The following is a 21,042-nucleotide window of genomic DNA, read 5'->3' on the forward strand; positions in this document are numbered from 1 at the left end:
AATTTAAATTACAGGCTCGCATTATAGAAGCCAGCATGCTTTTTATGAAAGAAATATGCCTTACATCACAAGTGATTATATTACTAAAGATGTCATTAAATAGAACTCGGTTAACAACCGACCCGACAGAGTGTCTCTCTGGGCATTTTATTGCTGAGACTGATCAAAGCTAGTATCAAGCGCAACTCTATGGTATCTAAGGTTGGTGCTTGCATTGAATTCCCCCTAATTTCTCTGAAGTTAGTTAAGATAAGTCACCAAGCTCAATTCTACTAATGACTTCCAATACTTTGTGGTGTCCATGTGGCGTGTCTAGAACATCTAGCGGTGTTTCATTATTGAAAACAACTTTCGGTGTTGTGAGCCACTCTTCCGCCATTTGCGTATCACCTTCAAATAGCTTAAGCAACCTTACTCTTATGTTCTCATCAATATGTTCAATTTTCATGTGTTGCTCCTCCGAGCAGGCGAGGCTAGCCTCGCCAATTCAATAACCTTAATTAACTGATAAATCTTGCAGAAGATCGAAATCGCGTAATTTAGGCATTCCTATTTTAGGTGTTATTTCGTCGATAACACATACCCAACTAACGTAAAAAAGCTCACAGATGATCCTGTAAGCTTTTCGTTATTCATCACAATAGAAAAGACCTATTCCAATAGATCATTTTGAATATCATTGCTGTTCAATATGTTTGTCGTCACGCTCTTCAAGCTTGGACACAAACTTAGCTTGTGCTGAACGTTAAAAGCAAATTTGATGCTCGTTAAGTAATCATCAGTCCTCGGAACTGGTAAATCTGTCAGCTTTGCGAAGGTTTGATTTTGTTTCTCAACATACTTACCAAGGTCAAGTTGAATGATCTTGTTGCCATCAAGAACTTTATCATCCTTAAATTTACCTTCGATTACATCTTTACCAAGTATATAACCACGCTCTCTGAGCCTCTGTAAGCGGTTGTCTAGGAGCAATTGCACAACCTAAGCTACCCTTGAAACACACGATACAATCGCTACCAGACACGACTACGTAGTCGACAAAGCTGCTGATAAAACTATTATACCGACACCTTTCTTCCATTTTAGTAAAGTTTGCTTCTTTAAAGATGCTTAAATCTGGGGTTGATTGTGTTCTTAATAACATAGCTTGCTGCTGCTTAAGCTTCTCTTCTCTAATACACGCCCTATCTAGCTCTCTCGCAAGAGCCGATATCGCACTAGAGCTGCTTACATTTTCAAGCTGTTTCTTTAATTCACCAACTTTTCTATGCTCGTTATTCAACTCATGCTCCAAATCTGATAACAGATTCGTGTCAGTTGGTAAGTTAGCTCGTCGATTCAACTGCGAGTACTCTATAGATGAAAGGCTATCAACAAGCAGTTTTTCGACTGGAAGGTAATTTAGTGATCCATTGCGACCTTGGGTACATCCTCTGCCATCCAAGTAGTTTCTACAACGTAATTTTGGTTGGCCTCTATTTGACTTTGCAAAACTTAATGTTCCGCCGCACGTGGCGCACTTTAATAGACCTGCATACAAGTTTTTACAGTTATGAGATTTAGCCCCTTTCTCATATTTTGAGAAGCTCTCTTGTACTAGCGCAAAATCTGTCTTACTTATAGCTGCTGGATAATAATCAACTATCAAATTACCAAGTGGGACTTTTCGACGTTTTCCTGATTTATAATCATCAGTCTTTGGCTGAAAAACACCAATGCATTGCGGCATTTTCCAGTATTTTTCAATTAGTTTAGTGTTCCACGGCCGACCATTGAAATTCAAAATACCCTCACCATTCAGTTTGTTAGCAACGGATATTGCTCCCAAACCATATTTTATTCGCATCTTAAAGATACGTTTCAACACATCCACTCTATCAGGAATCAACTCAAACTTAGTTTTGCATGTAGAAATCTGCATCCAAGCAGGGCAAACGGTTGTGCGCTTTGCCCCTCCTTTTCGCTCCATTTCTCTTTTTTTGTTAAAGGTTGCGCGTATTCGATCTGATTTTTGCTGGCTTTCCATGTGAGCCAGATGAAAAGCAGCAGTTAAAAGTAAATCACTTCCCATATCTGCCTTCTCATCGTGATAGACGACAAGATTAAATCTTTGAATGGCAATATCGATTTTATATTGAGCTAACTCGAAGAAAATCATACGAGCCTTAGTTGGATCTAAACGACTAATTCTGTCAACGGCTTCGACAACTAATAAAGAATGTGCAGGTATTTTTCCTTCTCGAGCTGCTTGTAAGAATGCACCTAGCCCTGCGTTTTCGCTGGTATTTTTACCTAAGTACGCAGATAAACCTCTATCAACTATAATTTCATCTGCAATTTCATACACATAACTTTTTTGCTGTTCATCAGCTTGCCGATTTAGCTCCTCAACGAACTTTATACCTCTTTCTATCTGTCGGCTGATACCACCTCCTTGCTGCGCTTGAATACTCTTACTGACTCTTGAGTATATAAAAGACTCACGTATCGTTTTATTTATCATTTTATTATTTTGCATATTGCCTCTCTGTCAATTTGAATACATTTCAACAAATAGCACATGCAAGATCAAGGAGCAAACAGGTAAAACAACCGACAAAAAACCAATAAAATCAACTATATATAGGATGAGAATATAATTCACGACGAGATTGTAAATATTTAAAAAATGAATATTAATGCAGATTTAGCACGTGAGAAACAGATGAACATCTTTATCATTCGACAACATCACACTTACCAAGTTTTCTTCCAGGCAAAAAAAAGCCGCTGAAAATCAGCGGCTTAATCTACAATTTAATAAGAACTATTTAGTACTGTTTAGCAAAGCTACTGATTGCTGTACGATAACGAACTCTTCGTTGGTTGGGATAACCATTGCTAATGCGTTTAGCATTTCAGACTTACCGATGATGCCTTCAGCACCAAAGCGAGCAGATTCGTTACCTGCTACATCTTCAACGAAACCTAGAATCTTAAGGTTGTTTAAGATCTCACGACGAATTGGTAGAGAGTTCTCACCGATACCACCAGTGAAGATGATGCCGTCTAAAGAATCTAGCGTTGCAAGGTAAGAAGCAATGTATTTTGATACGCGGTAAGTAAACACCTCAAACGCAAGCTTAGCGCCTTCATGGCCCTCTTCCATTGCTTCTAAGATGCCACGAGCATCGCTCGTAAGACCAGACACGCCAAGGAAGCCAGACTCCTTGTTTAGAGAGTTAAATACTTGCTCTTGTGACCAGCCTTTCTTAAGTAGGTATTCGATGATGCCTGGGTCTAGGTCACCACAACGTGTGCCCATCATTAGGCCAGAAAGTGGTGTGAAGCCCATTGAAGTATCAACACTGTTACCGTCTTTGATTGCACATACAGATGCGCCATTACCTAGGTGAACAGAGATAAAGCTAGATTTTTCGATAGGCTTGTTAACCATCTTCGCAGCTTCACGGCTAACGAAGTAGTGGCTCGTACCGTGGAAACCGTAACGACGTACGCCGAAGTCTGTGTATAGCTCTTTTGCGATTGCACCAGTGAATGCACGTTGTGGCATTGTTTGGTGGAAAGCCGTATCAAATACAGCAAATTGAGGTAGAGAAGGGAAAGCTTCAATCGCAGCACGAATGCCGACAGCACCTGCAGGGTTATGAAGTGGAGCTAGGTCAGATAGGCTTTCAATTTCGTTCGTTACTTCTTCAGTAATACGAACGGTTTGAGTGAACTTCTCACCACCGTGAACGATACGGTGACCGATAGCCACGATATCAGCAGTGAAGCCTAGATCTTCCATCAGGCCAACCAATTTGCCAATGGCAATTTTGTGGTGGTTATCTTCGCCTTGAATGGCAATTTCAGTTTTCTCGCCTTGATATTTCCAGCTCATACGAGCATCTTCAAGACCAAAACACTCCCCTAGGCCACTTAATACTGCTTCACCAGAAACAGAATCGATTACAGCAAATTTTAGGGATGAACTACCCGAGTTAATAACCAGAACAAACGAATTAGACATTGGATATGGATCCTGTTTCAGTACGAATTGGATGAAGTGTTTACTTCAATTTTAGTTAAGTCCATTATTCAATAATTTTTGAATCTTTCAACTTTTGTTTTGAAAAAATCACTAAATGAACACAATTAAGTTGATCTTGGTCATTAAATTATTTATTTCGAGAGCGAAATTAAAAAATAGTTGAATAAGAAAATTAATGAACAGGTGACGCAAACGAGTGCTCACGTTATTTTTAACTTGATTCAGTTAATTAAAGCGACTCGAACAAATGCAGGTGATCCGCTTGAAAAACAACCACCCTTCCCTTTCGTCTGCTTATCATTACCGATAACTTTTTGCTCGATTTCTCAATTGCTCAGTGTTTGCATCAAAAAGCTCACTGAAGTTGAGAATAGTGATCTGATCTTATTTTGATTGCCTTCGAGCACAACTCTACGAATAGATGCACTGTAACGACGCTTAGATAGCCTTCACTCTTTGTTTCAGCATCTTGTAGCACGTTCTTTTGGTATAGGCTTAGAACGCGATACAGCTAAGTTTTGGCACTAACATTCGTTCTAGGCGCGATGCTTAGTTTCATGGACGAAGCATAGTTACAGGAACGAAGCTTGATTAAAGTAAGTTAGCTACGAATATCGAGCCAACCAAAGCTTAAGTTCAAATAGCAGGCACAAAAAAGCCGAGCATTACGCTCGGCTTTTAAATTCAGTGTCTAGACCTAAAGCGTCTAAGCGACAGGTTGATTAACCTTCGTTGCGCTCTGGACGACGACCACGGTTACCACCGCCATTGCCGTTACCATGGCCACGTTCGCCACGGAAGTTACCACGGTGATCGCCACCACGGTTACGGTCGAAACGACGTTCGCCATCACGTCCGCCAGCAGAGTTACCATCGCGAGCACCATCACGGTTGCCACGGTATCCACCACGACCGCCTTCACGGTTACCACCTTCGCGGTTGCCGCCTTCACGGTTACCACGGTAGCCGCCACCATCACGACCGCCACGGTTGCCACCACGGTTGCCATCACGACCGCCGCCGCCACGACGAGGCTCACGGAAGTCATTGAAATCAACAACTACAGCGCCAGCTTCTTTTTGACGAATGCGAAGTTTGCTTAGCTTACCAGCAGTTTCAGAGTTCATTGCTTTTGGCAGTTGAACGTAAGTAGAACCTTGGTCTAGCTTGATAGCACCGATAGAACCTTTAGTTAGGCCAAGTTCGTTTGCTAGTGCGCCAACGATGTCTTTAACCTGAACGCCTTGCTCACGGCCAACTTGTAGTTGGTAAGTATCCCAATCTTGAGTATTGAAGTTGCGACCACCACCGTCACGGCCGTTGTCACGATCTTCACGACGCTCTTTGCGACGGTTCTTATCACGCTCAATAGCAGCGATCATTGGGTCTTCGCCAACGTAGAATAGTGGGCTCTTACCTTGCTGACGCTTAAGAAGCATTGCAGCTAGAGTAGCAGCATCAACTTCTAGAGACTCTTGAAGAGTAGAGATAAGACCTGCAAAGTTTTCTAGTGCTTTGCTTTCTTTCTCAGTTTCAAGTTCAGCGCCAAGCTTAGCAACACGTGCAGCAGCAACTTGGTCACGTAGAGGAAGTTGAATTTCTTCCATTTGAGACTTAGTTACGCGCTCGATTGTGCGAAGCATGCGAATTTGGTTAGTGCGAACTAGTAGGATCGCTTTACCTTTACGTCCAGCACGGCCAGTACGACCAATACGGTGGATGTAAGATTCAACATCGAATGGGATGTCGTAGTTGAATACGTGAGTGATACGTGGAACATCAAGACCACGAGCTACAACGTCAGTTGCAACTAGGATGTCGATAACACCTTGTTTGATGTGATCAACAGTACGCTCACGTAGAGACTGAGGAATATCACCGTGCAGTGCAGCAGCTTTGAAGCCACGTGCAGATAGCCAATCAGCTAGACGCTCAGTGTCTTGACGAGTACGTACGAATACGATTGACGCGTCAGTTTCTTCGGTTTCTAGAAGACGAGACATTGCTTCGTCTTTTTCTACGCCTTTAACAACCCAGAAGTTCTGCGCTACTTTATCAACTGTGTGGTTAGTACCAGCAACGTCAACTTTAGCCGGGTTACGTAGGTAACGGTCAACAATAGTCTTAACCATTGGAGGCATAGTTGCAGAGAAAAGTACACGTTGTGCAGATTCTGGAGCTTGCTCTAGGATCCAAGTAACGTCATCTACGAAGCCCATTTTCAGCATTTCATCTGCTTCATCAAGAACAAATGTGTGTGCTTCATCTAGGTGTAGACGGTCACGAGTTAGTAAGTCTTTAACACGACCTGGAGTACCAACAACAATGTGAGCACCGCGGCTTAGAGCACGCATTTGGTCAACAATTGAAGCACCACCGTAGATTTCAATAACTTTAAGACCTTTGATATCACGGCCAAGGTTTTTGATTTCCGCAGCAACTTGAATCGCTAGCTCACGAGTAGGAGCCATGATGATTGCTTGTGGTTTGTGTTGGTTCAGGTTGATTTTGTTAAGTAAAGGCAGAGAGAATGCTGCTGTTTTACCAGTACCAGTCTGTGCTTTACCTAGTGCGTCACGGCCTTCAAGAAGAAGAGGAATAGCTGCTGCTTGGATTGGAGTCGGAGAAACGAAACCCATGCTATCAAGAGCTGAAAGAATGTTATCGTTTAGGGCTAATTCATTAAATTGAATTACAGATTCGGACATTGGGATCCCACTATATATAAGTAAACAAAAGGTCCCGGGAGCTCTATCAATTCCAATACTGATCCAATCAGATACTGATTCCATTCAGAGTTACGAAGCAGTAATAAAACACTTCAAGCCATTAGGGACGTCTAAGGGAGGCGGATTATTCCCTAAATGCATAAAAAAATCCAGAAAAAATTGAAATACATCACATATTTTTCGCTTTTACATCAATACTGGTTATCATATCGTCAAAACTTGATGAATATCTCGTCACAGCACCCATCTCCTAGCAAATTGACCTAGTTAAATAAGAGGGCAATTAATTAACGCTCACTTCGCCTTTAAGTAGTAATCAAGCCTCGCAATGATTATAGTGTGCTCAATTGTCCTCGATAGATAAAAGTCAAAATGTTTCAAGATAATCCTCTACTCGCTCAACTCAAACAGCAAATCCAAGAAACCCTCCCTAAAAAGGAAGGTACAATCAAAGCCACTGAAAAAGGGTTTGGTTTTCTCGAAGTTGATAGCAAAACAAGCTTCTTTATCCCGCCTCCGTACATGAAGAAATGTGTGCACGGTGACAAGGTGATTGCCATCATTCGCACCGAGAAAGATCGCGAAGTAGCAGAGCCTGAGGAATTGATTGAACAAGGCCTTACTCGTTTTATTGCACGAGTGAAGTTGTTTAAAGGTCGTTTGAACGTTGTTCCAGATCACCCACAACTGAAAAAGCTGCAACTTAAAGCGAAAGCAAAAAAGGGGCTAAACCCTGAAACGCTAAAAGAAGGCGACTGGGTTGTTGCTCATATCATTCAACACCCGTTAAAAGGTGACAACGGATTCTTGGCTCAAATCTCTGAAAAAATCACAGACGCTGACGACAAGATCGCACCTTGGTGGGTAACGCTGGCACAAAACGATCTACCAAACAGCGAGCCTGAAGGCATCGACAACTGGCTAATCAACGATGACGCCGATCTTGAACGTGTAGACATGACGCACGTCCCTTTTGTGACTATCGATGGCGAAAGCACAAAAGATATGGATGACGCGCTTTACGCGAAGAAAAAAGAGAACGGTGATTTTGAACTGACTATCGCAATTGCTGATCCAACGGCTTACATCTCTCCAGATGATGCGATGGATAAAGTGGCACGCGAGCGCGGTTTCACTATCTACCTTCCTGGTCGCAACATCCCAATGTTGCCTCGTGATCTTGCTGACAACCTATGTTCACTGATCGAGAACGAAGTTCGTCCTGCACTTTGCTGCACAGTAACGGTATCTAAAGATGGCGTTATCGGTGATGACATTAACTTCTTCGCTGCAAACATCAAATCTCATGCTCGTCTTGCTTACGACAACGTATCAGACTGGCTAGAAACAGGTGCATCAGAGAAATGGCAACCATCAGAAGAGATTGCTGCAATTGTTTCTGATCTTCACCAATTTGCTCAAGCACGTTCAGCATGGCGCTCAGCAAACGCTGTTGTGTTCCCAGATCGCCCTGACTACCGCTTTGAACTGAGCGAAGATAACGATGTTGTCGCTATCCACGCTGACATGCGTCGTAGCGCAAACAAGCTGGTTGAAGAATCAATGATCAGCGCGAACATCTGTGCGGGCCGAGTACTAAAAGAGAGCTTCAACCAAGGTGTGTTTAACTGCCATTCTGGTTTCAAGGCTGAGAAAATCTCCGACGTTCTTGAACTGGTAAACCCGCAAGCGGAAACGCCGTTCACTGAAGAGCAAATCATTTCTCTAGAAGGTTTTGCTACTCTACGTCGTTGGTTAGGTTCTTTAGATAACAGCTACTACGACAACCGTATTCGTAAATTCCAAGCGTATAGCGAGATCAGCAATGAGCCTGCACCGCACTACGCGATGGGATTAGATATTTACGCAACTTGGACTTCTCCAATTCGTAAATATGGCGACATGATTAACCACCGTATGCTTAAAGCACACATCTTAGGTAAAGCGCCAATTCAAACACCAGATGAAACTATCGGTGATGAACTTGCCCTGCACCGCCGTCACCACGGCATGGCTGAGCGTAATGTTGGCGATTGGTTGTATGCTCGCACTCTAGCCAATGCTCCAGCAGAAGAAACTCGTTTCCAAGCTGAGATTTTCGATATTAACCGTGCAGGTATGCGTGTACGTTTACTTGAAAATGGTGCTGCTGCATTTATCCCTGGATCTCTCATTCTTAATAATAAAGAAAGAATAGAGTGCAACGGTGATATGGGTACTGTATCTATCGATAAAGAAATGGTATACAAACTGGGAGACGTTTTAGAAGTAGTTCTCTCTGAAGTTAATCAGGAAAACCGTAACTTAGTAGCAAAACCTACTCAAGTATTTGCGGACTTGCCTAGCGAGCCTGAAACGACAAACGAAACCGAAGCTTAAAGGCTTTAACAGCTACAGCTTTCAAGGTTACGGCTTTCAAGGTCAAAGCTATCAAGGTCAAAAGCTTCAAAGGTTCACTTCTAAAGGCGCTAATTATTAGCGCCTTTTTTGTAAATGTCTCATGCTTAAACAATACTTAAAAAAAACAATCAATAAGCAATCAATTTACAACGTCAAAGAAGCTCACTATGTCATCAATCACAGTTACTCAGTTCAGAAACTTCATTCCCAGGAGACGAGAACGTTATCCTGCCTCTAAAAACGGTATCTTTATAGTGTCGAAAGGCAGCATTTCTTTTGTGTTGCCCAATGGTACTCAAGCCTCGTTGCAAGCGGGAGATTTCACCCTTTACAATTCTGGTCAGATTAAAGACATCACGGTTAACACTGAAAATGGCGAATTCAGCGCAACCTGCTTAGATTTTGATTTGGCTATCTTTCAAAAGTTCATTAATCAGTTCAGCGATTTAGAGTCCGCTCGAATCCCAGACAAGTACATTAAGTTCAATCAAACGGATACTGAGCTCTGTCAGTTGAAAGATCTCATCATGTCACTGGCCAACTCTTCTTCTCAGAATGACTACGCACTCACTCAATTAGGCTTAAGTTTGCTGTCTTTGATGGTGGAACAGTACCCAGCTCTATTGGCTATTATTGCTCGAGCTTCAAGGTTAACCGTGACCCAAAGAGTCATTCATTACATCGAGCAAAACATTGAAAACAATATCTCTTTGGATACGCTCGCCAGTTACATGGGAATGTCACCGGCTACGCTTAAACGTCGCTTATCGGCTGAAGATCTGTCGTTCTCAAACTTATTAAAGATAAAACGTATTGCTCATGCAGCCACTCAGCTAAGAACATCGGATAAGTCGATCACTCAAATCGCGTATGAGTCAGGCTTTAAAAGTGCCGCTCACTTCAGCACGGCCTTTAAAACGTATCACGGAAAAACACCAAAAGACTTCCGATCGCTAGTGGCACAAGCACAACTGCAGAGCGTAAAGCCGCAAGTTTAAAGAAACAAAGCGATAGATTGATGTGGACGTCTTAGTTGGGAACTGGTGTAAACCAAGTGGCTTCAATATTAAGCCACTTGGGTGTGGGATGAGATGATTTGGCTTTGGGATTCAGTGGTTGAGTTTTGATACTCATTGATTCAGCTTTGCGAGCAGGCCACCAGCAAACGTGAAAACAGAGTGACTATGACCAGAAGTACGATTTAGGGTCTTTTTCTATTTCCGCCAAAATAGCATCAAGATCCTTCGATTTAGGAAGGTACGGATACGGCCCCCAATTCACAGAGTCGGTTTCGACATCCCCTTCAAGCGGCACCATCACTAACCAACAAGACAGCGACTCATCAAAAGTCACGCAGACGATCTCGTTTGTATAATCACTGTGAGATGAGTCGAGTAGATAATGCGCCTGAGAAAACAGCACACCACCCTCACACTCTTCATATAGGGATTTGCCTAGCTCGACAGGTAAACTTCGATTTCGAGATGTACAGAGCCTCTCGGCCCCAATTAAAAGACGATTCAGCTCGATATGAATGACGGACATAACACCCCTTGTAACTTCATAGAAACTTCATAGAAACTTCTAAGTAGTGAATTCCTCTACTTAGCTTAGGACTCAACAAACATTTTAGCGAACAAGCGTAATCAAAATACCTGCCCTGCTCCCAGAAACGAATCTTGCTTTCGGAAACCCAGAAAGCTACGACTCATCAAGCGAACAGCTATACATCGAGAGTATGGAATTTCACAAAAGTGTCATATAACCGACCTATCATATGCGACAAATGTTATTAACTAGGAGTTGTTTATGTTACGAGTCGCGCTTGCCTCTCTTTTATCCTTAGCCCTGTCTTCTCATGCTGCTTTAGCACAAGAAACCACTATTTCGGGCTCCACTTCAGTATCACGAGTGATGGATGTATTAGCTGAGGAGTACAACAAGACTCACCCTGATAACTATATTGCGGTTCAGGGCATTGGTTCTACAGCAGGTATTACCATGGTTAATAAAGGTGTCTCTGACATCGGTATGAGCTCGCGTTATTTAACCGACCGCGAACAAGACGAGAAGTTGAAGGTATTTCCAATTGCCTTTGACGGCCTAGCTGTAGTAACTAACCGCTCAAACGCTGTAAGCAACGTTACACGTGAGCAGCTGTTCGATATCTACAAAGGCAAAATCACGAACTGGAAAGCTGTGGGTGGCGCAGATCAGCCTATCGCAGTTGTCACTCGCGAAGCGTCTTCTGGCTCACGCTATAGCTTCGAAAGCTTGCTTGGTTTAACGAAGATCATTAATGACCGTCTAGTGTCTGACATCAACCCAAATAACTTGGTTGTAAACAGCAACAGCATGGTTAAAACGATTGTTAACCATAACCCACACGCGATTGGTTTTATCTCTGTTGGTTCAATCGACCGTTCGATTAAAGCAATTACATTTGAAGGCGTAGAGCCAACATCTAAGAACATTGCTAACCACAGCTATGAATTGGCTCGCCCATTCTTGTTGCTGCACAAGACAGACTCAGTTTCTGACGAGAGCAAAGACTTCATCAAGTTCGTGAAGTCAAAGCAAGGGCAAGACCTTATCGAAGAGTACGGCTACACTCGCATTAAATAAGTGAGTGAGTTTTATCTTATGAAAAAAAAGAGAGAGCATTAAGCTCTCTCTTTTTTTTTGGAATCTATATGGTTCGTTTAGAAGTGAAGTTGAATCACTGAAACGATCACAGCGCCAGGACGACGAATACCTTCGATTTCGACGCGAATTTCACGTTCAATCTCTAGGCCTTTCTTAATTGGCGTTACTTTTGTTAGCGTACTTTTAGCACGAACATTACTGCCCGATTTAACAGGGTATGGGAAACGTACTTGGTTAAGACCAATGTTTACGACCATCTTCGCTGTTGGGAATTGAGACTTGTCAGGGTCAACACTGTCAGTCAATCGAGGAAGCAGAGATAAAGTTAAAAAACCATGTGCGATGGTTGTTTTGAACGGAGAGTCTGTTTCCGCTTTTTCAGGCTCAGTGTGAATCCACTGCATATCTTCAGTAACAAGGCCGAACTGGTTAATACGGTCTTGACTTACATTGATCCAGTCGCCAGTATGGATGACTTCACCGATCTGTTGATTAAGCTCATCAAACACAAGTTGTGCTTCTGGCTTAAGTACGATCGGCTGTTCCACCGGCATCTCTGGTGCATCTTCATTGACAGCAGGTTTGTGGTGATCACGAACCCACGCAAAGAAATGGCTATTTTGCGTACGATTAAGAAAGTCGCCCCAGTAATCTCTAAGAGCTGGAGACATCCATTGCATAAACTCTGAGTGTTGCGAAGACATGCTATCGCCTCGGTGTTTAAATAAATCAATGACTTTCATAAGAACCTCAATGCACAAAAAATTTCAATATAACTTCGTAATTTTGAAACACTTCACACTATTGTGCAAATGTTTTCGAGCATACAACCGTTAGCTGAACCTTGTTAAAATCATATTAAACATATACTTACCAATAAAACATCATTTTATTACAAAACCCAAATTAGAGTGTTAGCTCTATCACATGACAAACATTTGTTTATATAAAAGGCGTTTTTATTCATAAGTGGAATAAAAAAAGGCTTAGCGCAATGCTAAACCTTAGTTTTTACAAGGAATTAGTTTTCCGAGGGTTGGTCTTGTAAGAGACGAATCTTACAAGACACTCAATCCCCTATTCGTCATCAAGCGGAACCAGCTTGGTATTACCACCGTGTGCTTTCTCACGCTTACGTTGCACGAATGCGTAGAAGCCAGGGATTAGGAACGTACCCGCCAGTAACACACATAACAGGCCGCCGATCAGTGAAATACCCAGAGAGTTCTGACTCACGTGACCTGCGCCCGCAGCGAAGATAAGCGGGAAGATACCTAAGATGAACGACCAAGACGTCATGTTCACAGCACGGAAACGCAGTGTACCGCCCTTCACCGCTGCATCTTCAATCGGTGCGTCTTTCTCTTCACGCTCTACCTTTGCGAATTCCACAATCAAGATTGCGTTCTTCGCGGCCAAGGCTATCAAGAGAACCAAACCTATTTGTGCATAAAGGTTCAGCGGAGTGCCCGTTAGATTCAATGCCAAGAAGGAGCCTAAGGTTGCGACAGGTACCACGAGGATAATCGCAATCGGAATTGTCCAACTCTCGTATTGAGCCACCATAAACAGGTAGATGAAGATCAGAGCCAGTGCGAAAGCAAAGATCGCTTGGTTACCTGCTAGTACTTCTTGGTAAGCCATGCCTGTCCATTCGTACTGATACCCCTGAGGCAATACTTCTGCAGCTACGCGTTCCATTGCCGCAATCGCATCACCACTTGAGTAACCTTCTGCAGGTTGACCTTGAATCACGGCACTGCGGTACATGTTGTAACGCCATGCTACATCTGGTTCGAAGATCTGATCGTAAGTCACCAATGTGCTTAACGGGATCATCTCGCCATTAGACGAACGAACGTGGAATCGTTGTAGGTCGTCCATGCTGCTACGGTGTTCACTGTCAGCTTGCATGGTTACGCGGAAGTTCTTACCAAACATGGTGAAGTCGTTCACGTACAACGAACCAAGGTTACCTTGTAGTGTTTGGAAAATTTCCGACAACGGAATACCTAATTGCTGCGCTTTCTCACGGTCAATATCGACATAGTAGTGAGGTACGTTCGCACGGAAAGTACTGAATGTGTGTGAAATCTCAGGCTGTTTGCTCGCCTCAGCTATCACGTCATTCATCACCATCGCTAGATCAGTTCGGCTACGACCTAATGTATCTTCAAGAACGAATTCAAAACCAGACGCTGCACCCATACCCGGTACTGCAGGAGGCCCCATCGCAAACACGACAGCTTGAGGAAGTTCAGTCGCAGCACGACCATTAATACGCTGTGAGATAGCCTGAGCAGAGTGTTGACCATCCAGTGCATTACGCATGTCCCAATCGTGAAGCTTGATGAACATTGACGCACCATTCGACGCAGAAGCGCCCGTCATAAATGCGTAGCCGTTAACCAGTGTTACGCCATCAACACCCGGCTCTTGTTCAACCATTTCAAGCAGCTGCTTAGTCACTTCTTCGGTTCGAGACAAGGATGCCGCGTCAGGAAGCTGAACGTTAACCAGCAAAATGCCTTTATCTTCTTGAGGTACAAACGCCGTAGACGTTGTCTTCGCAAAATAAGTCACAGCCGCCAAAGCCACAAAGAAGAAAGTGAACAGCAGAACGCCTTTCTTAACTAAGAAGCCAGCCACTTGACCGTATTTGTTAGTAACAGACTCTAGACCACGGTTAAATGCTTGGTACCAACGCGCCGTGTTACCACCACCCTGCTTAAGAACCAGTGAACACAATGCAGGTGATAGCGTTAATGCGTTAATTGAAGAGATAACAACCGCGATACAGATAGTCAGAGCGAACTGACGGTACATGATGCCGGTAATACCAGGAAGCATTGCAACAGGGATGAATACCGCAAGTAGAACTAAGGTCGACGTAATGATCGGCCCCGTTACTTCTTTCATCGCAATAAGCGTGGCTTTACGCGGTGAAATGGTTGGGTCTTTAGCCATTGTGGTATCAACGTTCTCGATAACCAAGATCGCATCATCTACTACGATACCAATCGCTAGTATCAAACCAAACAGGGTTACCGTGTTGATGGTGAAACCCGTCATCTGCATGATGGCAAACGTACCAATCAAAGATACCGGAATCGCAACTACAGGAATCAAGGTTGCACGCGCACTACCCAAGAACAGGTACGTTACCGCAATAACCAGCAAGATGGCTTCGATTAAGGTCTTTACTACCCCTTTGATCGACTCAGCAACAAACAGTGTAGTGTCGTAACTTGCTTCATACGCCACGCCTTCTGGGAAGTTCTTGCTTAAGTTTTCCAGCATCGCCATCACAGCTTTGCCACTTTCCAGCGCGTTAGCGTCTGATTGAAGTGACAGCGTTACGATCGACGCATCTTGACCACGGTATTTACCATTACCGTCGTAGAACTTTTTACCAAGCTCAACACGTGCAATGTCTTTTAAGTAAACCGTTGAACCGTCTTGAGTTGCACGAAGAACAACATTTTCAAACTCATCAGCTGTTTCTAATCGGCCTTTTGTTACCAAGTTGAACTGCACTTCTTGTGCGTTGTTATAAGGTGCAGCACCAATACGGCCTGCAGCAACTTGAACGTTCTGCTCTGCCAACGCGCGATTCACGTCTGAAGTGGTGATATTGAGGTTAGCCATTTTCTCAGGATCTAACCAAACACGCATCGCGTATTCACCACCACCCAACACGTTAACTTCACTGATGCCCTTCACACGAGCCAGTTGGTCTTTAATGTTTAGGTTAAGGTAGTTGATCAAGAATTGATCGTCGTACTCACCGTTTGGCGAATAGAAGTTCAATACCATCAAAAGGTCTGGTGAACGCTTTTTAACGGTGACACCCACCATTCGAACTTCTTGCGGAAGCTTCGATTCGATTTGAGCAACTCGGTTCTGAACGTTGACCTGAGCCATATCTGGGTCAGTACCAACATCAAAGGTCACATTAAGGTTGTATGAACCATCGTTAGCGCTTTTAGAAGACATGTAGATCATATCTTCAACGCCGTTAACCGACGTTTCTATGGGGTCGGCTATCGCCTGTTCCACCACTTCAGCACTTGCGCCCGTGTAGAATGCCGACACACTGACCGACGGTGGACTAATTTTTGGATATTCAGCCACTGGCAAGATAGCGAGAGAAATCGCACCCGCCAGCGTTAAGATTATGGATATAACAAGGGCGAACTTAGGCCTTTGAATAAAGAAACGACTTAACATAAATAGTCCCCTTACTCAGCTTGTTCAGCAGAAGCTTGAATACGAACAGACATACCATTACGTACACGCTGTAGGCCTTGAGTGATGACTGCGTCGTTTTTCTCTAATCCAGAATGAACAATCACACCACCTTCAACCTGACGACCCATTTCGATGTTTCTACGCTCAGCCACAGGAGCAGCTTCGCCTTCAACTAACACCATAACAAAGTCGCCTTCAAGGTCGGTTTGAACCGCGCGGCGAGGAATGGTTACGACATCAATAGATTGCTTCTCACGCAGATCAACACGAACGTGCTGACCAGGAAGCAATTGCTGGTCTGGGTTATCGGCAATAGCGCGCATCGCGATCGTACCAGTGTTTAGGTTGATACGGTTGCCCAAGAAATCGAGCTGACCTAGATGTTCGAATGCTTCGCCATTTTCAAGCATGATTTGAACTTCAACACCTGCAGAGTCGCTGCTGCCATCGCCTTCGATGCGGTCCATACCCAGCTCAATACGCTCTCGCTCACTGATGCTGAACGATGCGTGGATTGGGTCTAGGCTAACCAAAGTCGTCAGTACACCTGAAGACGGCGAAACCAGATCACCCGTGCTCACTTTGGTATCGCTAATACGGCCAGAGAAAGGCGCGATGATTTTGGTATGAGAAAGCTGAACATTCGCAGCATTAAGCTGTGCTTGGCTTGCTTCAAGCTGTGCTTGAGAACCTAACAAGTTTGCGGTTAATGCATCGAATTCAGATTGAGAAATACTGCCCTTAGGAAGTAGGTTCTTACCACGATTGAAATCAAGTTCGGCTTTTTTAAGGTTGGCATTCGCTTGAGCAACAGCCGCTTTCGCGCTTGCTACTTCTGCTTCAAATGATGAAGGCTCAATTGAGTAAAGCAATTGCCCCTTCTCGACCATTTGGCCTTCTTTGAAATGGCGGCTTTGCAGGTAGCCAGAAACTTGTGCAGTAATTGCCGTGTCTTCAACGGCTTCAATACGACCGATGTACGACTTACTTTGTTGGTGAGAAACGACGCTAACATCCTGTACAGCTACGAGAGGTAAAGGCGCTTGCTTGGCATTCTGAGCATCTTGCCCACATCCAGCAAGAATAAGAGAGCTTGCAAGAGCCGTAAGGATTAACTTTTTACGCATGGTTATACCGTCACTTATGAGAAATTGAACAGCATAAAAGTTACGTAACACAATTGCTTCAAATGTCCGAGGAATATCAATTATAACTGGCCAAAGTGTATCAATATGTTAATTGAAACCAAGTGCTTATAAAGTGATTACAAACACGCTACAATTCCTAAGTAAATCAATCTCTCAGCTTTTGTTCTCTATGGATATTGTCTAACATAATGTATTGTCAGACAGATAAGCATTCACATTTAATTGTTAAGGAATTCTCATGATTTCAAAATGGGCTAAACGTTTCTATCAAATGGCGGAATTGGTCGGTTCTTGGAGTAAAGATCCTTCAACTCAAGTCGGCGCCGTAATCACTAAGCACAACCGCATTGTTTCTGTTGGTTTTAATGGCTACCCACATGGCGTGTCTGATAGTGCGGATACTGATGACAGAGAGATGAAGTACCTCAAGACACTTCACGCTGAAGAAAATGCGATCTTATTCGCCAAGCGTGATTTGGACAGCTGTGAAATCTGGGTGACTCACTTCCCTTGCCCAAACTGCGCAGCGAAAATCATCCAAACCGGTATTTCTGCGGTTCACTGCCCAGAGCAAAGTGAAGACTTTCTTTCTCGCTGGGGAGACAAAATCAAAGTGAGCCAAGATATGTTTGAACAAGCAGGCGTAAAAGTCGATTGGTTGCCACTGGCTGACCTAGATTAAACGAACAGATAGTTAGAACAAAAAAGCCGAGAGTCGATATTATCGCTCTCGGCTTTCTTTTGTTTGGGGCTCAGCGGACTGCAGGATTAAGCACTGACAGGAAATGCTTCAGCGTATGCTTCCATGAAATCTTTACGAATCTCTTGCTCTAGATGAACCGCCTTCTCGGTTGGACAGAAAATCATAAAATGGACTTCTTGCTCACCTGTCGAACTGCTTGTGATATGGATGTGAGGCTCAGAACCCGGAAGGTCAACACCAGCGTGCTTTTCGATCACACCGTTGTAACGGCGAGCAACATCGATAAACTCTTCGCAATGCTCTTCAATTTTCACAATAAGACCCGACAGCATAGGGTATAGGTTTACAAAGTCTTTCACCGTCACAAAAAAGTTATGATAAACATAACGCTTCATGAAGTTGAGGTTCTTAACTGGATAAGTGAAGAACATGCTATTAGGCAGCGTGGCTGTCTTGCCAGTGAAGTGATATTGCCCATGATACAAATCGATTTCTTGAATCACGGTCGCCATCAGATTGTGCTCAATCACTTCACCGCTGATTTTACCCACTTCGATCCAGTCGCCAATTCTAAATGAACGAGAACTCGCACGCTGAATAGAACCGGTGAAACACAAAATGATCTCTTTTGAAGCCACTACTATCGCAACAGCAATGGCCGTGACAGATAGCGCAAACTCGCTGATTTCGGATTTCCACAGCACAAATAACGTCACAACAATAATCGCGAATGTGCCGTTTTTGGTTCGTGACATCCAGTTACGTTGGTCTTCACTAAGGAAAGCAACATCACCTCTTATTTGAGATAAGGTGATTCGGCGAATGATTAAAATAATAGTGACAATCAACGCACTAAAAATAAACTTATGAGCGAGTAGAAAATCAATTACTTGCCACAACTTTTCCATTACTTATTCCTTAGCATTACAACAGTTAGCCTTACAACGGTTAGCTCTACAAGAAAGCCGCTAATATCTTTTCTATGAAAAAGCGCTCAACTCCTGAGCGCTCGTTTACAATCTGGTATTAGCCTAGCTAAGGCTATCATTTTATCTTGGCAGAAGTAATAAATTGACCAAAAGTTTCACACCAAATCACAACCGTATTAAATCGATTAAGATCAGAACCTTCGGGAAGCTCAACCATAAAACGGTCGAATGTTTTCACATCTCCGACTCTCAGTAACTCGCTCTTGCTGTCATTGAAAGCTTGCTCGGTTTCAATGAACTTAGGTGAGAGGTAGACCTTGTAATCAGGCCCCGGCGCCAATTCACCTTCAAAAGCGATCGCACTTTCAGACACAGAAACGATACCTTCTCCCCAGTGCAAGAAGTCACTGTCTTGTCGATCTTTAGTGAACTCACCCGTGTAGATAGCCTGCTCACTGATCGCTTCAACAGAACTTGAGGAAGGAGAATCAGGCTCAATCAAGATAGGTAATGCGTAAACACCCAGCCCAAAACCAAAAGCACCCACGGCTAAGTGGGTGCAAAGTAAAACTAACTTTTTCATTGCGTACTCCCTTATGCTTAAAGAGAGTATTATTGAATACTCTCAAAAATACAAAGAGATATAACGCTCTGATGTTCTATTTTTGGTAATGCGTTGCTGTACGTTGTGACAGTTCAACAATCACTTTTACCGCTTGCTCCATGCCTTGAATGGTAATGAACTCATGAATACCGTGGAAGTTGTAACCGCCAGTAAAGATATTCGGACATGGTAGCCCCATGAAAGATAAGCGAGCACCGTCTGTACCACCTCGGATTGGTTTAACCATTGGCTCGACATTGCACTCAATCATCGCCTGCTTGGCCAATTCAATAATATGTTGATGCGGTTCAACCATCTCTTTCATGTTGAAGTAGCTATCGGTTAGCACCAGCTCAACACGGCCTTTCTCAAGGCGCTCATTCAGCTCATCGACTTTCTGCTGCATGAATGCTTTACGCGCTTCTACACCCTCACGTTCAAAATCACGGATGATGTATCCCAGTTCAGAGCGAGCCACACCCATTTCCGCCGATTTCAGGTGGTAGAAGCCTTCATAACCTTCTGTGCACTCTGGTGTTTCTTGCGCAGGCATCATCAATTGGAATTGCGCTGCAATGTTCATCGAGTTCACCATTTTATCTTTTGCGGTGCCCGGGTGAACGTTCACGCCATGACAGATAACATCGGCGCTCGTGGCATTGAAGTTCTCAAATTCCAACTCCCCTACTGGGCCACCATCGATGGTGTACGCCCACTCGGCGCCAAATTTTTCAACGTCAAACAGGTTCGCACCGCGACCAATCTCTTCATCCGGCGTGAAACCAATGCAGATGTCGCCGTGTTTGATGTCTGGATTCGCTTTCAGGTAAGCAATTGCACTGATGATTTCAGCGATGCCCGCTTTGTTGTCGGCACCAAGCAGAGTTGTGCCGTCAGTCGTAATCAGGTCGTGACCATGTAAAGAATCAAGATCTGGATACTGGCTTGGGTTCAAACTCTCGCCACTTTCCCCTAATTCAATCGTTCCACCTCGGTAATCTTTAATCACTTGTGGTTTCACGTTGGCGCCTGATGCGTCAGGAGCGGTATCCATGTGCGCCACAAAGCCAATCGCAGGCACATCGTAATCGACATTCGACGGCAGTTTCGCCATCAAGTATCCATTGTCATCTAAAGACACATCAACTAAGTCTAATGCCACCAATTCTAACTTTAAGGCTTCAGCAAAGGTAATTTGACCCGGTGAACTTGGGCATTGCTGATTAGAAGGATCGGATTTGGTATCAAAAGTAACGTAATTCAGAAAACGTTCTACAAGCTTTTCCATAATTCATCTCACCATGGATTAAGTAATTGATTTACTGACTTAATTATTATGTCGATAAGTGATACATCGTTAAATAAATACGAGCACAGAGTCAGTAGCGAGGGTTTTCATCTTACGCCCCTGACCATGTATGTAATTGCTCTAAATCATTATTGTGCGAAATTAGATGCGCTTCCTATACTTGAAAACAGAGGGTTTCGTCAGTTCAACATTGCATACGGATGATAAGAGATCGCTTTGTACGCATTCTACGCCCTCCGCTCTCAGCCTAACAAAAGTACAAAGTGGATGATGATCACAATTTATCCTTG

General features: G+C 43.6%; 15 protein-coding genes. 4 read left to right on the forward strand and 11 right to left on the reverse strand.

The window, feature by feature from the left end; all coding sequences use genetic code 11:
- Positions 1–244: 244 nt before the first annotated feature.
- The 4 genes from AB4161_RS03445 to AB4161_RS03460 form a co-directional block, all read right to left on the reverse strand.
- Positions 245–448, reverse strand: a complete 204-nt coding sequence (locus AB4161_RS03445; protein WP_372082796.1) for an antitoxin Xre/MbcA/ParS toxin-binding domain-containing protein — start codon at positions 446–448, stop codon at positions 245–247.
- Between the two features lie 468 nt (positions 449–916).
- Positions 917–2,518, reverse strand: a complete 1,602-nt coding sequence (locus tag AB4161_RS03450) for a recombinase family protein (protein ID WP_372082797.1) — start codon at positions 2,516–2,518, stop codon at positions 917–919.
- Positions 2,519–2,806: 288 nt separating this feature from the next.
- On the reverse strand, positions 2,807–4,012 hold the full coding sequence (locus AB4161_RS03455) for an acetate/propionate family kinase (RefSeq protein WP_372082798.1): 1,206 nt from the start codon (positions 4,010–4,012) through the stop codon (positions 2,807–2,809).
- 743 nt (positions 4,013–4,755) lie between these two features.
- Positions 4,756–6,825, reverse strand: coding sequence for a DEAD/DEAH box helicase (locus AB4161_RS03460; protein WP_080582207.1), 2,070 nt, complete (start codon positions 6,823–6,825; stop codon positions 4,756–4,758).
- Positions 6,826–7,134: 309 nt separating this feature from the next.
- Between AB4161_RS03460 and rnb the strand changes: the two genes are divergently transcribed.
- Together rnb and AB4161_RS03470 are read left to right on the forward strand one after the other, a co-directional pair.
- Positions 7,135–9,141 (forward strand): exoribonuclease II, encoded by a 2,007-nt coding sequence (gene rnb, locus AB4161_RS03465; protein WP_372082799.1) that lies wholly within the window; start codon positions 7,135–7,137, stop codon positions 9,139–9,141.
- A 188-nt stretch (positions 9,142–9,329) separates the two neighbouring features.
- A complete protein-coding gene (locus tag AB4161_RS03470) occupies positions 9,330–10,160 on the forward strand; it encodes an AraC family transcriptional regulator (protein WP_017064362.1) in 831 nt (276 codons plus the stop codon).
- Positions 10,161–10,344: 184 nt separating this feature from the next.
- Here AB4161_RS03470 and AB4161_RS03475 read toward each other — a convergent pair whose 3' ends face one another.
- Entirely contained in the window at positions 10,345–10,707 is a 363-nt protein-coding gene (locus AB4161_RS03475) for a DUF3024 domain-containing protein (RefSeq protein WP_017059495.1), read from the reverse strand.
- 264 nt (positions 10,708–10,971) lie between these two features.
- Here AB4161_RS03475 and AB4161_RS03480 point away from each other — a divergent pair, with 264 nt between their 5' ends.
- Positions 10,972–11,787 (forward strand): phosphate ABC transporter substrate-binding protein, encoded by an 816-nt coding sequence (locus tag AB4161_RS03480; protein ID WP_017064361.1) that lies wholly within the window; start codon positions 10,972–10,974, stop codon positions 11,785–11,787.
- A 77-nt stretch (positions 11,788–11,864) separates the two neighbouring features.
- Here the strand turns inward: AB4161_RS03480 and AB4161_RS03485 are convergent, their stop codons facing one another.
- From AB4161_RS03485 to AB4161_RS03495, 3 genes are all read right to left on the reverse strand, one after another.
- The gene (locus tag AB4161_RS03485) at positions 11,865–12,551 is read right to left on the reverse strand and encodes a MaoC family dehydratase (protein WP_017059493.1); all 687 of its coding nucleotides are present in this window, start codon (positions 12,549–12,551) and stop codon (positions 11,865–11,867) included.
- Between the two features lie 334 nt (positions 12,552–12,885).
- Positions 12,886–16,038: an efflux RND transporter permease subunit gene (locus AB4161_RS03490; RefSeq protein ID WP_372082800.1), complete on the reverse strand. Its 3,153-nt coding sequence runs from the start codon at positions 16,036–16,038 to the stop codon at positions 12,886–12,888.
- 11 nt (positions 16,039–16,049) lie between these two features.
- Complete coding sequence (locus AB4161_RS03495) at positions 16,050–17,186, reverse strand: efflux RND transporter periplasmic adaptor subunit (RefSeq protein WP_372082801.1); 1,137 nt, start codon at positions 17,184–17,186, stop codon at positions 16,050–16,052.
- A gap of 259 nt (positions 17,187–17,445) precedes the next feature.
- Between AB4161_RS03495 and AB4161_RS03500 the strand changes: the two genes are divergently transcribed.
- The gene (locus AB4161_RS03500) at positions 17,446–17,889 is read left to right on the forward strand and encodes a dCMP deaminase family protein (RefSeq protein WP_017059490.1); all 444 of its coding nucleotides are present in this window, start codon (positions 17,446–17,448) and stop codon (positions 17,887–17,889) included.
- Between the two features lie 86 nt (positions 17,890–17,975).
- Here AB4161_RS03500 and AB4161_RS03505 read toward each other — a convergent pair whose 3' ends face one another.
- The 3 genes from AB4161_RS03505 to pepT all read right to left on the reverse strand — a co-directional run bounded on the left by AB4161_RS03505 (position 17,976) and on the right by pepT (position 20,731).
- Entirely contained in the window at positions 17,976–18,818 is an 843-nt protein-coding gene (locus tag AB4161_RS03505) for a mechanosensitive ion channel family protein (RefSeq protein ID WP_372082802.1), read from the reverse strand.
- Between the two features lie 136 nt (positions 18,819–18,954).
- Positions 18,955–19,422 carry a DM13 domain-containing protein gene (locus tag AB4161_RS03510; protein WP_372082803.1) on the reverse strand — a complete coding sequence of 156 codons (468 nt, stop codon included), beginning with the start codon at positions 19,420–19,422 and terminating at the stop codon, positions 18,955–18,957.
- 76 nt (positions 19,423–19,498) lie between these two features.
- Positions 19,499–20,731, reverse strand: coding sequence for a peptidase T (gene pepT / locus AB4161_RS03515; RefSeq protein ID WP_017059487.1), 1,233 nt, complete (start codon positions 20,729–20,731; stop codon positions 19,499–19,501).
- Positions 20,732–21,042 lie beyond the last annotated feature (311 nt).

The sequence above is a fragment of the Vibrio sp. 10N.286.51.E5 genome, from assembly GCF_041469125.1.
GTDB classification, from domain to species: Bacteria; Pseudomonadota; Gammaproteobacteria; order Enterobacterales; family Vibrionaceae; genus Vibrio; species Vibrio crassostreae_C.